This window comes from Cognatiyoonia sp. IB215446 (assembly GCF_033963825.1).
Lineage (GTDB): Bacteria > Pseudomonadota > Alphaproteobacteria > Rhodobacterales > Rhodobacteraceae > Yoonia.
In genome coordinates this window covers 749,236-764,156 of sequence record NZ_JAXBMD010000001.1, presented here as the reverse complement: position 1 = coordinate 764,156, position 14,921 = coordinate 749,236, and the positions used below count along the sequence as shown (strand labels likewise).

General features: G+C 57.1%; 13 protein-coding genes. 4 read left to right on the top strand and 9 right to left on the bottom strand.

The features are described from left to right. Positions 1 to 721 precede the first annotated feature (721 nt). Entirely contained in the window at positions 722 to 1,624 is a 903-nt protein-coding gene (locus SLH49_RS03825) for a LysR family transcriptional regulator (RefSeq protein WP_320267838.1), read from the bottom strand. Between the two features lie 93 nt (positions 1,625 to 1,717). On the opposite strand from SLH49_RS03825, the gene SLH49_RS03820 reads away from it, so the two are divergent. Beyond that, positions 1,718 to 2,629: an NAD-dependent epimerase/dehydratase family protein gene (locus SLH49_RS03820; RefSeq protein WP_320267837.1), complete on the top strand. Its 912-nt coding sequence runs from the start codon at positions 1,718 to 1,720 to the stop codon at positions 2,627 to 2,629. On the opposite strand, the gene SLH49_RS03815 is transcribed toward SLH49_RS03820, so the two are convergent. The 5 genes from SLH49_RS03815 to leuC form a co-directional block, all read right to left on the bottom strand. Then, positions 2,555 to 3,481, bottom strand: a complete 927-nt coding sequence (locus SLH49_RS03815) for an endonuclease/exonuclease/phosphatase family protein (RefSeq protein WP_320268511.1) — start codon at positions 3,479 to 3,481, stop codon at positions 2,555 to 2,557. The two genes, SLH49_RS03820 and SLH49_RS03815, sit on opposite strands and share 75 nt — an antisense overlap. 95 nt (positions 3,482 to 3,576) lie before the next feature. After that, the gene (locus SLH49_RS03810) at positions 3,577 to 4,377 is read right to left on the bottom strand and encodes a hypothetical protein (RefSeq protein ID WP_320267836.1); all 801 of its coding nucleotides are present in this window, start codon (positions 4,375 to 4,377) and stop codon (positions 3,577 to 3,579) included. A gap of 356 nt (positions 4,378 to 4,733) precedes the next feature. Beyond that, on the bottom strand, positions 4,734 to 5,339 hold the full coding sequence (gene leuD, locus SLH49_RS03805) for a 3-isopropylmalate dehydratase small subunit (protein ID WP_320267835.1): 606 nt from the start codon (positions 5,337 to 5,339) through the stop codon (positions 4,734 to 4,736). Positions 5,340 to 5,425: 86 nt separating this feature from the next. Next, positions 5,426 to 5,884 (bottom strand): hypothetical protein, encoded by a 459-nt coding sequence (locus SLH49_RS03800; protein WP_320267834.1) that lies wholly within the window; start codon positions 5,882 to 5,884, stop codon positions 5,426 to 5,428. After that, entirely contained in the window at positions 5,884 to 7,287 is a 1,404-nt protein-coding gene (gene leuC, locus SLH49_RS03795) for a 3-isopropylmalate dehydratase large subunit (protein WP_320267833.1), read from the bottom strand. The genes SLH49_RS03800 and leuC overlap by 1 nt, the downstream gene beginning before the upstream one ends. Positions 7,288 to 7,657: 370 nt before the next feature. Here leuC and SLH49_RS03790 point away from each other — a divergent pair, with 370 nt between their 5' ends. After that, entirely contained in the window at positions 7,658 to 8,140 is a 483-nt protein-coding gene (locus tag SLH49_RS03790; RefSeq protein WP_320267832.1) for an outer membrane protein, read from the top strand. Between the two features lie 12 nt (positions 8,141 to 8,152). On the opposite strand, the gene SLH49_RS03785 is transcribed toward SLH49_RS03790, so the two are convergent. Then, complete coding sequence (locus SLH49_RS03785; RefSeq protein WP_320267831.1) at positions 8,153 to 9,139, bottom strand: calcium-binding protein; 987 nt, start codon at positions 9,137 to 9,139, stop codon at positions 8,153 to 8,155. 199 nt (positions 9,140 to 9,338) lie between these two features. Here SLH49_RS03785 and SLH49_RS03780 point away from each other — a divergent pair, with 199 nt between their 5' ends. Then, a complete protein-coding gene (locus SLH49_RS03780; RefSeq protein ID WP_413785273.1) occupies positions 9,339 to 10,691 on the top strand; it encodes a mechanosensitive ion channel family protein in 1,353 nt (450 codons plus the stop codon). Here SLH49_RS03780 and SLH49_RS03775 read toward each other — a convergent pair. Next, complete coding sequence (locus SLH49_RS03775; RefSeq protein ID WP_320267829.1) at positions 10,688 to 12,172, bottom strand: FAD-binding domain-containing protein; 1,485 nt, start codon at positions 12,170 to 12,172, stop codon at positions 10,688 to 10,690. The two genes, SLH49_RS03780 and SLH49_RS03775, sit on opposite strands and share 4 nt — an antisense overlap. A gap of 84 nt (positions 12,173 to 12,256) precedes the next feature. Next, the gene (acs, locus tag SLH49_RS03770; protein ID WP_320267828.1) at positions 12,257 to 14,215 is read right to left on the bottom strand and encodes an acetate--CoA ligase; all 1,959 of its coding nucleotides are present in this window, start codon (positions 14,213 to 14,215) and stop codon (positions 12,257 to 12,259) included. A gap of 196 nt (positions 14,216 to 14,411) precedes the next feature. On the opposite strand from acs, the gene SLH49_RS03765 reads away from it, so the two are divergent. Continuing rightward, complete coding sequence (locus tag SLH49_RS03765) at positions 14,412 to 14,894, top strand: YdcF family protein (protein ID WP_320267827.1); 483 nt, start codon at positions 14,412 to 14,414, stop codon at positions 14,892 to 14,894. The last annotated feature ends 27 nt before the right edge of the window (positions 14,895 to 14,921 follow it).

Below are 14,921 nucleotides of genomic sequence, written 5' to 3'. Positions count from 1 at the left end.
CCCAAACCTACCCTTTAAAGGCATGGCGCTGTCGCCCTAGCATCACTGTTTATGCATCGACACAGATGAGACCACCAATCGATTTGAAGTACAGATGCGCAATTTCGTTGATTTGGAACTGACCTATGGTGTGATTGGGGTGAACGCTTTGCGCATAGTCTAGGCCGCAGGTTTCAAACGACATCAGCGCCGTATTATACTCGAAACAGTATTTGCCGCCGAGCATAAGTCGGTCAGGCTTGTGATCGAGTGAAGGGGTCGTCTGGTCGGATACATGACCCACAAAGCATGGTCATAACAGCCACAAAATGCTTGGCTACACGATTATCTAGGCGGAATTAGGCGCGGGACAGGCGGTTGTTGTTCGGGATAGCGACATCCGGGTTGACGCGACCCTCCGCACATCGCAGTTTCCCAGCGATAGTATCAAACCGCTATGACGAGCCATCGTGCATTTGGGATCTCAATTGTCCCGACATAGCCCGGTGCCCAGACTACTTGAATGCTCTTAAACAACAAGCCCATCGACGCCAGGATAGGCTTGATCCAAGACCGAACATTCGCGGCAATCAGATCATGCATTCACCACGAAGTGCCCGATCTTCGAACGCTTTTTACATAGCAGAACGGAAAGAGGCGCACGGCAAGACGTTTGCTACAAGCCTGCGGCGAAAGGAAAAAAGGGCCAGGGCAGACTTCAAAGATCGCTGACCTTCAAAAGCTAACTCTCTTGTGCAAGCGGCCTCAAGCCCTCAGCCAGCAGGTCCCAGACACGCCTGATCCTTGGCGTTTGACGCATCGCCTCGTGCGCAGTGAGCCAGATCGGCAGGCTCGGCAAGGTTAAACCCATATCAATTTCGACTAGTTCAGGGTCCGCATGTCCAATACTGAGCTGTGCAAAGCCGATGCCACAACCCGCCCGCAGGAGCGCGAGATAGGCCATGTTATCATCGCATCGGGTCTTGAAAAAGTCGCGGTCAACTTGCGTGCCAAATTGCTTGAAACCTTCAATGATGGCCGGATTGGTATCGTAGCCCACAAAATCATGCTGCACGAACGCCTTCAGGTCTTGCGGCATACCCCGCTCGGCCAGATACGACTTTGCGGCAAAGATGCCCAATTGCACCTCACCAAGATGCTGTGTGACCAGTTCAAGCTGCGTGGGTCGGTACATGCGCACGGCGATATCTGCTTCGCGATACAGCAAGTTGGTTGTGTCGTCGCTGGGAACGAGTTCGATGGCGATCTGGGGCTCAAGCCTGCGCATCCGGGCGATGATCGGCGGTAGGTGTATCGCCGCCGTTGCCACACTTGCGGTGATCCGTACCGTGCCTTCCAATTGCGCCTGCTGGCCCGCTGCACGCAGGCTGATCTGTTGCACCGCATCGCGCATCGCCTCTGCCGGTGCGACAAGGTCAGCGCCGGTGGAGGTCAGCGCCAGACCACGCGCCTGTCGATGGAACAGCTCAGCTCCAAGCTGCGTCTCCATCGCTTTGATCTGGCGGCCAAGCGTTGGCTGACTTGTACGCAATTGGCGCGCCGCTCCTGACAAACTGCCGGTTTCAGCAACGGCCAGAAAGGCCTGCACCAGCGACCAGTCAAGCATTTGCAGCGATTTATCCATTCATTTGTGAATACATGATCTGCAAATTCTCGCAATTCATTTTGAATTCTGAATGGAGGATATTGGCCGCAAGCGATCATCAGGAGCAAAAAGATGCAACAGCTTGTTTTGATTTTAGGTGGCTCAGGCAAAGTCGGCAGCCATGCCGCAGACGCATTCTGGAATGCAGGATGGGAGGTCCGCCACTATGACCGGGCAAAGGGCGACATGGTAGCGGCAGCCGAAGGGGTGGACGTGATCGTCAACGGCCTGAACCCACCCAACTATCACGACTGGGCCCGCAACATCCCCGCCATCACCGATCAGGTGATCGCGGCAGCCAAGGCCAGCGGTGCGACAGTCATCATCCCCGGCAACATCTACGTTTATGGCGAGCAACCGGGCGTACTCAATGAGGACACTCCGCACAGCGCTCACACACGCAAGGGCAAGATCAGGATAGCGATGGAAGAAAGCTATCGCGCGTCAGGTGTGCAGACGATCATTCTGCGCGCGGGCAACTTCATCGATCCGCATGGCAATGGCGATATCATGAGCTCGCTGATGATGCGCGATATCAAAAAGGGCCGCCTTACGGCTGCGGCCGATCCCGCAACTATGCAAGCCTATGCCTACATGCCGGATTGGGGACGCGCCGCACTGGCCCTTGCGGAAAAGCGAGCTGAGCTTTCGCAGTTTGAGGATATTCCATTTCCCGGGCATGCGTTTACCACCGCCGATCTGCGGCATTGTGTTGAGCGCCATCTGCACAGATCCGTGCGGGTCACACGCTTTCCGTGGTGGCTCATGACAATGCTCAGCCCGTTCTGGGAACTGGCACGTGAATTGCGCGAGATGCGCTATCTCTTTGCCATGTCGCACACCATAGGTTCCGACAAGTTCAACAAGGTGCTGCCGCAGTTTGAGCCGACCGATCTGGAAACGGTGATGCTAGCGGGACTGCCGCGTGATATCGACCCAGACGAGGTGGTGCACGCCCGCCGCCAAGCCGTCCTCGCCAAGTAAGGCCGCGTCGACTGTATCCGGTGCGGGCCAGAACACGCCCGCGTCAACGACGCGCCAATCAGTCGAGGGCAACACGTAGCTGACCCGCAAGTCGCCCGGTCCGTCATCGGCCCAGTTTGCAGTTGGTAGGCCGGGCAGCGGGTCCTGCAGGTCGGGTCGCGCAAGAAAGGTGGCCATTGCGTCAGACAGACCGTCACCGCCTAGGGGGTCAAGATTGGCGTTTCCGGCAACGACAAAGCGCTCTATTGGTGGACCTAGTCCGCCGTCAAGCACGACCTCCCATAGCCTGAGTTCATCGCGGTTGCGCAGGCCATTGCGGTCCTCAGGACCGTCAAAAACTGGCGGCGTTGCAGCGAAGGCAAGGATATTCACTTGATCTCCATCCGGCAGATCAATCGGTAAAATCCAATGGCCACTATGGGAGAGTCGTTGAATGGCCAGCACTGCCTCTGGCAAAAATGGCTTGCCGTCGGCTCTTTGCGGCAGAGTAGCACCCCCGAGGTCGCGCCATAAAAGCGTCGAGTGATCGACAAATGCGGCAACATCTATGGGCCATGCCGACAGGATGGCTATGCCGCCATCCCCAGCAAAGCGGCCATATCCCTGAGCATCGCGCGCTTCGCCTGTGCGGCCATTCTGATCAAGATCCTGCCCGGTAGCCATGCCAGTGTTTGGAAGTTGAGCGAAGCGGTGTGGATAGCGGTCATCAAATCCCTGAGCGAACACGTTCAGCGCTTGACCTTCAAGATCATAGTCGAAATCGGTCAGCACAACGATGTCAGGATCAACACGCGCAATCACGGATGCAATCGCCGCAATCTGCGCGTCTTCCCCTTTAAGCAGGTCGCGCAACAATAGGCCCGGCCCATCACGGCTAAGAGGTGCCGCATAGGTCGCGATGCGATAGGTTTCTGCCCCCGTTATTTCGGGCGTCAGCAGCGCAAGGATCAGGCCGCCTGCATATCGTCCTCTGCGGCGCGTTCGTATGCGCGCTTGCGCTGCATGTGGATCATTTGTGCCACACGACTGAGTGCGACGCCGCGCATCAAGATACTTGCAGGCAAAAAGGCCCATGCCGTCACCGTCCAGATCAGCGTGTGGGTATTGTCAAAACGGATCGGCGTTCCCAGAAGCGAGATCAGCTTGAGCACCGCCGGGATCAAAAATGGCAGCAAAAAGCCTAACACAGTGTTAATGCGGCCATCACGTTGCAAGCGCTGGACCACATCGCCGCCAGCGGTTGGATCAAATGTTGGCAGGTTGACCCATACATTGAACGCACCGCCGCGACGCGGCCAGTGCTGTAGACGTAACATGATGATAAACGACACGATGGAAATCAACGAGATCAAATAGCTCAGCCCCGCGGCATCACGGAGTTTCTGCACGACTTCCGGATCCGCGTCGGGGGGCATCATCAGCACCATCAGTCTGACTGGAGAATACGGGAAATCAATCGTTGCACCGATCTGGGTTCCGCTGGCCTGGAACGCATCGGTCACAGCGGACGGCGTTTCGTAGCCGCGGAAGATCACCGACAGGCAGAGAACCGTGGCGAAAAGGGCGGAAAACCGCACGCGGTTAAAGGGCGGCGCATCGCGGAACTCCACCAGGCTAGGGCTACTAGCGCTATATTCGACGATGGTGAACAGCGCGGCAAAGATCGCCACTAAAGCGATAATTTGGGTATTGTCGTCAATGCCCGTTGCCAGCAGTGCAGAGGGCATCACGATAAGCATTACGACCATGATCGCTCGTGCGATTGCACCTGGTAGTCGAGCAAACACTGCTAATCAACCCTTTCAAGGGCAACGCGACTTCAGGCGCAGCCCTGTCTTGTCGTAAATCACATCGCAGTCTTGAGTCAGCACCCGTCGTGCGGCTCCAACCTCATCAAAAATCGTTACAATTTAACACTAGCTATATGGAACTCGTTGTCCAATGGTTTGATGCCCGGATGACGTGTAAGCACAGATTTGTCAGCACTAAAGCGGGTGCACGTTCAACCAATGCGCGCAACCTGAAAAACATACACGGCTTAGGGTGGAAGTTGGCCCGGTGCAATGCAAATTCGGCCCAACTTATCCCTGCCCGTGCGTCAGGTTCAGACCCAGGGGCGCGCAGCTTGGGCCTGCGCCTCAAACTGATCGATTGCAGTCGCTTTTTCGAGCGTCAGCCCGATATCGTCGAGCCCGTTCAAGAGGCAATGCTTTCTGAACGCATCTACCTCAAACCCGAAAACCTCGCCATCGGACGAGGTGATGGTCTGCGACTCCAGATCAACCTCGATCCGCGCGTTGGAGCCCTTTTCCGCATCTTTCATCAGTACATCCACCTGCTCTTGCGGCAAGGTGATGGGCAGGATGCCGTTCTTGAAACAGTTGTTGTAAAAGATGTCGGCAAAGCTGGGCGCAATGACGCAAGTGATCCCAAAATCAGCAATTGCCCAAGGCGCGTGTTCACGCGATGACCCACAGCCAAAGTTATCCCCGGCAACAAGAATTTCAGCCTCGCGATATGGTTGCTTGTTCAGCACGAAATCCGGGATCTCTTTCCCGTCATCGTCGTAACGCATTTCGTCAAACAGGTTCACGCCCAGACCGGAACGTTTAATCGTCTTCAGAAACTGCTTGGGGATGATCATATCGGTGTCGATATTGACCAAAGGCAAAGGTGCGGCCACGCCGCTGAGCTTGGTGAACTTCTTCATAAGGTTAGTCCTTTTTGATCTGTGAGTCGGGCCACAATGCGGAAGGGCCGCCCAGATATTCATTTTGCGTTGGGCGTCTTGCGGTCCTAACCGCAGGAAGGGGCAAGCGCGCGGCTGATCGCTGCAGACGAACCGGAGAGCGGTAGGCTTGTTGCCGCACCGTTTTGTACAGCAAGGTCGAACTTGGAACTGGCCCGCAATCCGCTGATCTGCGACGGTGAAAGTGGGGCCGCAACGGCATAGAATTCCAGGCCAAAACCCGGCGCCGATGCAATCTCACCCTTGATGATCTGGGGGTCACCTGCACCAATACGCAGGACCATCGCCTCTTCAGCACCGGCCTGGACGGCCCAGGCCCCTACGCTGACAAAGGCGATCTGCGCGCCACCATTGGCAATCTCGCAATAGACCACAACGCATGTTTCATTAACGTCGTCGTTGCAAATCCCTGCAATTGTCTTTCCATCAGCTTCCCAGGTGTCCCAAGTGCTTTGGGCAAAGACAGCCATTGGTAAAAGGCAAAACAGGGCAACAACCAAACGCATTACATCATCTCCCGTACATCCGTCAGTTTTCCGGTAATCGCAGCGGCCGCCGCCATGGCTGGCGACATCAGATGTGTCCGCCCTCCACGGCCTTGCCGCCCTTCGAAATTTCGGTTCGAAGTCGCAGCGCAACGCTCACCTGGAGCGAGCTGGTCGGGGTTCATGGCAAGGCACATCGAACAACCCGCAAGGCGCCACTCGAACCCAGCCTCTTTGAAGATATCAGCCAGCCCCTCTTCCTCGGCCTGCGCACGCACGAGGCCCGAACCGGGGACGACCATCGCCCGCTTCACGCCAATCTTCTGGCCTTTCAGGATCGCCGCAGCTGCGCGCAAATCTTCGATCCTACCATTAGTGCAGGACCCGATAAAGACGGTGTCGATCTCGATCTCTGACAAAGGCGTGCCGGGCTTGAGGTCCATGTAATCGAGGGAGCGTTGCGCCGCGCCGACCTTGCCGCCTTCGAAATCCTCAGCAGCGGGAACGGTCGCCGTGATCGGCAGCACGTCTTCGGGCGACGTACCCCAAGTCACAACGGGAGCAATATCTTCGCCTTTCAACGTCACGACCTTGTCGAAATGCGCGCCCTCATCGGTGTAAAGCGTGCGCCAATAGGCCTCTGCCGCTTCCCATTGCGCACCTTTGGGCGCATGCGGACGACCTTTGCAGTATTCATACGTCTTTTCATCCGGCGCAATCAGACCAGCCCGGGCGCCACCTTCGATGGCCATGTTGCAGACGGTCATCCGCCCTTCCATGCTGAGATCGCGGATCGCCCCGCCGCAATACTCGATCACATAGCCGGTGCCGCCAGCGGTGCCGGTGGCGCCAATGATCGACAGGGTGATGTCCTTGGCCGTCACACCGGGGCGCAGCTTGCCCGTGATTTCGACCTTCATGTTCTTGGATTTCTTCTGGATCAGCGTCTGGGTGGCCAGCACATGCTCCACCTCTGACGTGCCAATCCCATGCGCAAGCGCGCCAAAGGCACCATGGGTCGCAGTGTGGCTGTCGCCGCAAACCACCGTCATGCCCGGCAGGGTCCAGCCCTGTTCTGGGCCGACGATATGCACGATGCCCTGACGGACATCCGTGACCGGATAATAGTGGATGCCAAAGTCCTTAGCGTTCTTGTCAAGTGCGGCCACCTGAATGGCGCTATCCTCCGTCATGTTTTTTGGGTCTTCCCGACCCACAGTCGTCGGCACGTTGTGGTCCGGCACGGCGATGGTTTTTTCCGGCGCACGCACCTTGCGGCCTGCCATGCGCAGCCCCTCAAAGGCCTGCGGGCTTGTCACCTCGTGCACAAGGTGGCGGTCGATATAAAGCAGGCAGGTGCCGTCTTCGGCTTCATGGGCGACATGCGCGTCCCAGATTTTATCATAGAGCGTTTTGGGGGACATCGTCCTCTCCCGTTTTGTCAGAATGTCAGTTTGTCGTTTACGTCAAATGACAGTTCTTCAGCCCCGTGCCCGGATCGTGCAAGACGCGCCAAAAAAACGCCAAGGCAGGCGCGCGCGATCATCCATGTCAAAAACCATTTTCATGTTGCGTTAATTACACCGCCGCCGGTTTTGCTGCAAGAGCGCCGCAACGCCAACAAAACATGGCCCCTTTCACAGCTACGTCAAAGCGACGGTATGCGCCCAAAAATACCGTGGGGGTTGTGTGGCGCTCATCGATTTCAATTTGGTACAAAACGTGAATTTTCATTGCTAGAATAAGGACTTACGCAAGCGTCACAACAACGGAGAAACGACTTTGACGCACTTGATGAAAACAACCGCCCTTACAGCAATGATCAGCTGCCCGAGTGTCGCAGCCGCCGAATGGACAGGTCTTTACGTTGGGGCAGAAGTCGGTGGGATCGACAGCGCGCCGACCGCCGGTGCCTTCGCGGGATTTCAATACCAGTTGGGCAGGGTCGTTCCCGGCATTGAAATCGGATACGACACGTTGCTGGGAGACACGAGCAACGGTGCAGAGGCCGAGCTGGATTTTACCGGCATAAGTTTTCGGCTGGGCTGGGACTTTGATGATGTCATGCCATATGTGGGCTATGGCGGCAGCTACAGTGTGACAGAAGAGGATGACAATCTGGATCTGCAGGCGCTTTTCGAACTCGGGCTCGACTACCGCTACAGCGACACCGTGACCATCGGGGTGCAATACAAAAGCCAGATCACAATCTTCGACACATCCTCGGACGACGCTCTGGCACAGGGGATTAGCTTGCGGGCAAGTTACACATTCTGACGTTAGGAACCGTCAGGTGGCAGCGAGCTGGTCTTGAACATCTTCCAGCGTCGATATTGGATCGAAGTAATCGGCGTTATCGGTGAAGACGACATTGATTTCAGCGTCTTCGAGGCCTGCAAGTGTTGCGCCGCGTAGGAAAACACCCGCGCCTTCGCTGCCCGCAACATCTGGTTCACCATCGACAATCTGGGCAAGCACAAAGATGCCGGAGACCGGCGTACTGCCTTCTAACCGCGTTTCCTCGCGCAAGACAAACTCGACCTCCGGGGCATCACCGCCGCCTAGATCACCATCAACAGTGAGGGTCAGTGTATCCTGAGCGGGGTTGAATTCGGTGATCGTACCACGGGTCGGAATGGTTTCATCCTGCGCATTGGCGAGGATTACAAAGTCCGTATCACCGCCGAATTCATCGCTGAGCGTGCCTTGCCCGGTCACAAGAACCAGCGTGTCGTCGCCTTCGCCACCTTCGGCCTCACCACGACCGCCCCAGATGAATATGGTGTCGTCCCCATCGTCGCCATCCACATCGTCCCGGCGCAACGTATCGATGATCGGCTCGCCATCAGGACCACGTACTGCTGGTGCGCCGCCCAGCAAGGTATCATTGCCCGGCCCGCCATCAATATCGTCGGCATTGCGGCCGCCATCGATCCGGTCATTGCCTTCGCCGCCTTGGATTTTGTCCGCGCCGTCGCCGCCGTTGATGGTGTCGTTGCCATCAAAGCCAAAGATAAAATCCCGACCATCACCGCCGTCAATAGCGTCGTTACCGGCCCCACCTCTTATTGTATCGTTGCCGCCAAGCCCATTGATCGTGTCATCCCCGGCAAAGCCAAGGATGAGATCGTCGCCGTCAGTCCCATTCAGGGTTTCGCTTGCGGATGTCCCGTTAATCTCGTTGAGCTCATCATCGTCGCCATCGTCATCTCCCCCCAATGCCGGAATGACCAACACGCTAAGCCCCAGCAACGCAAGAAGAAGTGTAATGTCCATACGACACGCTCCGCCAAATAGTGGTTAAGGACTTGTTAACGCGCCTTCAAAAACCCAACAAGATTATCCTTTGGTTATGGTTACTACCGTTGCCATTTGGCCAGATTGAGGCACCGTGCTTGCTTGCCGCAGCGTGCCCATGCAAAGCTCAAGTACGTGATGCAACTTGAGAAGGACCTGCATGTCGCGCCATGTTGTCATGAGAGGCCCCGACGATGCGGTCGCGGAGACGCGGCGCGATTTCGACGAGGTCATCAGTATTGGCAGCGATGTTCTTGGGCAGGTTCAAACGACAATCGAAAGCCTGCTTCGCACCTGGAACCTCTATCAGATCGGCATCGCACTGGCGCTCTTGTTGCTGGCCCATATCCTGCGTGCGGTTCTTGGGCCGCGCATTCGCGCATGGATGGGCGCACGCCATGATTGGCCGAAATGGCGCCTGCGGATCCTTGCCATCATCCATCAGCGATTGCGGGCGATATTCTTTGTCGGGCTGATCTGGGCCACGATCCTTATCATGCGCGAGGTTACATGGCCAAGCCGCAGCTATCTCTTGAGCATTATCGGCACGCTGGCCTTTGCGTGGCTCACGATTGTCTTCCTGACCCGCCTGATCAAAAGCCCCACTTTGCGCAAATTTGTCCGCTACGGCGCCTGGGCTTACGTCACGCTTCTCATTCTGAACTTGCTCGAACCAGCAGAACAATTGCTGGAAAGCGCGGGATTCACAGTGGGCGAGATCCGCTTTTCGCTTCTGTTGCTCATTCAGGCGCTCGTCATTCTTGGCGTGCTCATCACGTTGGCGCGTTTTCTGACCAAAACCACATCAAGCCGGATCAAAGCGAACGAAGATATCAGCCCGTCGATGCAGGTGCTGATCGTTAAAGGCGTGCAAGTTGCCTTTTATGGCGCCGCGTTCTTTCTCGGTGTCCGGGCGCTTGGAATCGATCTGACCGGGTTGGCCGTGTTGTCAGGTGCGATTGGCGTAGGCATCGGCTTTGGTCTGCAAAAGGTTGTCTCCAACCTCGTCTCGGGGGTGATCATCCTGCTCGACAAATCAATCAAACCCGGCGATGTGATCAGCCTTGGGGATACGTTCGGTTGGATCAACTCGCTGGGCGCGCGCTATGTCTCGGTCGTTACGCGCGACGGGCGCGAGTACCTTATCCCCAACGAGGACCTGATCACCGGTCAGGTGGTCAACTGGTCCCATTCCAACGAATTTGTCCGGCTCGATATCCATTTCGGCACCGCCTATCATGACAACCCGCATGATGTCCGGCGGATCGCGATCGAGGCGGCGCAAAGCGTCGACCGGGTGCTGAAGAACCGCAACACGGTCTGCCATATCGTTAATTTCGGCGACAGTTCGGTCGATTACATCCTGCGTTTCTGGATCAGAGACCCGACCGGGGGCCTGACGAATATCCGCGGCAACGTGTATCTCGCCCTATGGGATGCGTTTCAGGAAAACGGCATCAGCATTCCGTTCCCGCAGCGGGAGGTAAAGGTTGTCGGTGGCGAGATGCAGAAACCCGCCACACCGACCTAGAAATCAAAGGCGCGCTGACGCGGATCGGGCCGTTTCTGACGGGGGGATCGATCATTGACGAAATGTCCTTGCGGGTCTTTGCGGCTGGCATGTTTGTCGATTACTTTAGCTGCCTCATCGCGAAAGGCTTGCCCTTTGCGCACGCCATAGATCTTGCTGCTTGCATGTCTCGCCGCTTCGGCGACATCCACGATTGGCCTAGGGTAAGCCAGCGACGCCACCTTTTCCCATCGCCACGGTTCTTGCAGATATTTGTCAGGCACATCAGCAAGTTCCGGCACCCATTTTCGGGTGAACACGCCTTTGGGATCCTGATCCCATCCCTGTTTGATAGGGTTGTAGATACGTACGGTATTCATGCCCGTCGTGCCCGATTGCATTTGCGTTTGCGGCCAGTGTATTCCCGGTTCGTAATCCGTGAACTGTCGCGCCAGATGCAGCCCTGTCTGTCGCCAGTCCAGCCAAAGGTGGTATGAGGCCACCGCCATCACCATCGACCGCATGCGGAAATTGAGCCAACCCGTCGCCGCCAGATACCGCATACAGGCATCGACAAAAGGCAGACCCGTCTCGCCCTTTTCCCACGCCTCACGGCGGGCCCGATCATCGCCGCGTAACCTCTCATAGGCTGAATGCAGACACCGCTTTTCCAGCTGCGGCTCATCTTCCAGCTTCTGCATGAAATGGTCGCGCCATGCGAGCCGGGACTGAAAGGATTTCAAAGACTTCGCCCAATCGCCGCTGACCTCACGCTGCCGCGCGGCACCGGCCTGTGCCACTTCGCGCCCCGACAGGCAGCCCAAAGTAAGATAAGGGGAGAGTCGCGAACACGCAGTTTCGCCGGTCACAGGAGACGACATATCGCGGCGATACGTTCGCCCACGCTCCGTCAAAAAACCGCCAAGTGCCGACAATGCCATATGCCGACCACCGAATTGACGCTCTGGACAATGATCAGGTTGGATCAATGCGGACACCTCGTCTGACGGTGCAATGACACCTTCAGCGTTCTCTGGCATGATTGCCTGATCCTGTCGTAGAAAAGCGTTTCGCGCCTTGGCCCAGCCATCACGCCCGTTTAGCCGGCGGATAACGCCAGATTGCGCAAGTTCCGTCCAGGTAACCCCCTGCCCGCTTGCCCAATCGGCCACAGCGCGGTCACGGGCGTAGGTCCAGGCGTTGCCGGTCTCTTCATGGCTGACAAGGCGTGTGACACCATGGGTCTTACGCAAGTCTTCCAATACCGCGCAAACGGAACCGACACGCACACAAAGCGTGAGCCCAATCCCCGAGAGCTGCTCACCCAGATCAACAACGCTTTCTGAGAGAAACGCAAACTGCCGCCCCGACACATCAGGTTCGGCCCAGTATTCCGGCTCAAATACATAAAGCGGTAGAACCGGACCTTTGGCGGCGGCAAAAGCCAAAGCCGGGTGATCCACGACCCGCAAATCGCGTTTGAACCAAAGGATGCTTGTCATGCTGATGGAAATAGCGGTGGCCTTGTAAAAGGCCACGGTGGTACGCGTCGCGCGGCGCCCACGATGCGACGCCGCGCGAGAGCTTCAGTGCTTGTTCATCCGGTTCTCTATCAGGTCATCCACCACGGATGGATCAGCAAGGGTCGAGGTGTCACCCAGCGCGCCATAGTCATCCTCGGCTATCTTACGCAGAATGCGGCGCATGATCTTGCCAGAGCGGGTTTTAGGCAAGCCCGGCGCCCACTGAATCAAGTCAGGCTTAGCGATAGGGCCGATCTCGGTGCGGACCCAGGTTTCAAGTTCTTTGCGCAGCGCGTCAGAGGGGTCTTCGCCGTTCATCAAGGTCACATAGGCATATATGCCCTGCCCTTTGATATCGTGCGGATAGCCCACCACGGCGGCCTCAGCCACTTTGGCGTGGGCAACCAATGCGCTTTCCACCTCCGCTGTGCCCATTCGATGGCCGGAGACGTTGATCACGTCATCCACGCGGCCTGTGATCCAATAGTACCCGTCTGCGTCACGTTTGCAGCCATCACCGGTGAAATAGTACCCCTTGTAGTCGCTGAAATACGTCTTCTCAAACCGTTCGTGATCGCCCCAGACGGTGCGCATCTGGGCGGGCCAGCTGTCTTTCATACACAGCACACCTTCGGCGGCTGTGTCGTCTATTTCCTCCCCAGAGGTCGGCTCCAAAATCACCGGCTGCACGCCGAAGAACGGCAATGTCGCCGATCCTGGTTTTGTGGCCGTGGCACCCGGCAGCGGCGTCAGAAGATGCCCGCCTGTTTCGGTCTGCCACCAGGTATCGACAATCGGCGCTTTACCCTTGCCGACAACATCGTTGTACCAGTTCCACGCTTCGGGGTTGATAGGCTCGCCCACCGTGCCCAGCACCTTGATCGTCGAAAGGTCATATTTCTCGACAAACGTATTACCTTGCCCCATCAGGGCTCGGATCGCCGTTGGTGCAGTATAGAACTGATTGACTTTGTGCCTCTCGCAAACCTGCCAGAACCGCCCCGCATCAGGATAGGTTGGCACGCCTTCGAACATGAGCGTCGTCGCCCCATTGGCCAACGGTCCGTAGACGATGTAGCTGTGTCCGGTCACCCAGCCCACATCGGCGGTGCACCAGAAGATATCACCATCGTGATAATCGAAAGTGTATTGATGGGTCATAGCCGCATAGACGATGTAGCCGCCGGTCGTGTGCACCACGCCTTTGGGCTGACCGGTAGAGCCCGAAGTGTATAGGATAAAGAGCGGGTCTTCCGCCCCCATCTCTTCCGGTGGGCAATCAGCGCTGACCTTTTCTTCCATCTCATGCAGCCAGCAATCGGCCTCGCCACGCCATGCGATCTGCTGGCCGGTGCGCTTGACCACGAGGCATTTGCATTCGTGGATCACGTTGAGGAGCGCTTGATTGACGTTGTCCTTGAGGTTTGTCACCCGCCCGCCGCGCGGGGCACCATCGGCGGTGATCACAACCTTGGCGTCGCAGGCATTGACGCGTGCGCCCAACGCCTCTGCCGAGAAACCGGCAAACACGATGGAATGGATCGCGCCGATCCGTGCGCAAGCGAGCATCGCATAGGCCGCTTCGGGGATCATCGGCAGATAGATCACAACCCGGTCACCTTTGCCCACGCCCATTTCTTTGAGCACATTGGCCATCAGGCAGGTTTTTTCATGTAACATCGCATAAGTGATGTGGAGCGGCTGATCATTCGGATCATCCGGTTCCCAGATGATCGCCGTCTGATCGCCGCGCGTTTCCAGATGCCGATCGATGCAATTCGCGCTAACATTCAGCGTGCCATCCTCGAACCAACGAATGTCGATATTGCCAGGGGCAAAGCTGGTGTTCTTAACATTGGTGAATGGCTTCATCCAATCGATGCGTTTACCATGCTCTCCCCAAAACGCCTCCGGATCGCTGATGGATGCGGCATACATCTGTTCATATGTCGCTTTGTCGGCATGTGCATTTGCGGCCATTTCGGCTGATGGCGCGTAGGTTCCCGCTGGCTGGTCGGTCATGGCGTCTCCCCCCTGTCTTGTGTCGTGTGCGGCAGGTCAGGCCTGCCATCCTCCGGCGCCTATCATCATCAGATTGAAGCGGAAGCCAAGACACCTCGCAGCTTCAGGTCCGAATTTGTCAAATCTGGTGAAGGCGTCTGATATGCTGTATTTTGCCCATCTTCCCTCTGCCGGTATCACCAGATAAATGCGTGACATGAACGCCATTCTTGTCCTTGGCGCCGCCGTTTGGTCACAAGGCCCTTCGCCGACACTGCGTCGGCGCAGTCTGCATGCTGCGACATTGTGGCACAAAGGTGCGGCCCCGATCATTGTCGCCTGCGGTGGGACGGGCCAGCACCCGCCATCCGAAGCGGCGGCAATCCGTGATCTGCTACGCGAAGCAGATGTGCCGGCAGATGCTATCCGACTTGAGGATCAATCCACAACGACGCTCGAAAACATTCGCAATGCGCTGCCACTCTTGCCCGGACGCAGGGTGATCATCGTGACCGACACTTATCATGCCAGGCGCGCCAAGATGGTGGCCCGGCATTTCGGGCTGCGCGCCACATTGGATTGCCCCCGATCAGACAGGCGACATATAAGGCAGCATCTGCGCGAACTCATTGCGCGCCCCGCCTACGCGATGAAGCTCCGCAGAGAGCCAAGGACTTATCCTCCCTTAACGGGCAATTAACCAGTTTCGCGCAGTCTTCCCGCTGGG

What these genes read in the sequence shown, in the direction of transcription:
- acs (WP_320267828.1), bottom strand. Translation starts at nt 14,215, where the DNA reads ATGACCGACCAGCCAGCGGGAACCTACGCGCCATCAGCCGAAATGGCC.
- SLH49_RS03825 (WP_320267838.1), bottom strand. Translation starts at nt 1,624, where the DNA reads ATGGATAAATCGCTGCAAATGCTTGACTGGTCGCTGGTGCAGGCCTTT.
- SLH49_RS03790 (WP_320267832.1), top strand. Translation starts at nt 7,658, where the DNA reads ATGAAAACAACCGCCCTTACAGCAATGATCAGCTGCCCGAGTGTCGCA.
- SLH49_RS03800 (WP_320267834.1), bottom strand. Translation starts at nt 5,884, where the DNA reads ATGCGTTTGGTTGTTGCCCTGTTTTGCCTTTTACCAATGGCTGTCTTT.
- SLH49_RS03765 (WP_320267827.1), top strand. Translation starts at nt 14,412, where the DNA reads ATGAACGCCATTCTTGTCCTTGGCGCCGCCGTTTGGTCACAAGGCCCT.
- SLH49_RS03810 (WP_320267836.1), bottom strand. Translation starts at nt 4,377, where the DNA reads ATGGTCGTAATGCTTATCGTGATGCCCTCTGCACTGCTGGCAACGGGC.
- SLH49_RS03780 (WP_413785273.1), top strand. Translation starts at nt 9,339, where the DNA reads ATGAGAGGCCCCGACGATGCGGTCGCGGAGACGCGGCGCGATTTCGAC.
- leuC (WP_320267833.1), bottom strand. Translation starts at nt 7,287, where the DNA reads ATGTCCCCCAAAACGCTCTATGATAAAATCTGGGACGCGCATGTCGCC.
- SLH49_RS03785 (WP_320267831.1), bottom strand. Translation starts at nt 9,139, where the DNA reads ATGGACATTACACTTCTTCTTGCGTTGCTGGGGCTTAGCGTGTTGGTC.
- SLH49_RS03775 (WP_320267829.1), bottom strand. Translation starts at nt 12,172, where the DNA reads ATGACAAGCATCCTTTGGTTCAAACGCGATTTGCGGGTCGTGGATCAC.
- SLH49_RS03820 (WP_320267837.1), top strand. Translation starts at nt 1,718, where the DNA reads ATGCAACAGCTTGTTTTGATTTTAGGTGGCTCAGGCAAAGTCGGCAGC.
- leuD (WP_320267835.1), bottom strand. Translation starts at nt 5,339, where the DNA reads ATGAAGAAGTTCACCAAGCTCAGCGGCGTGGCCGCACCTTTGCCTTTG.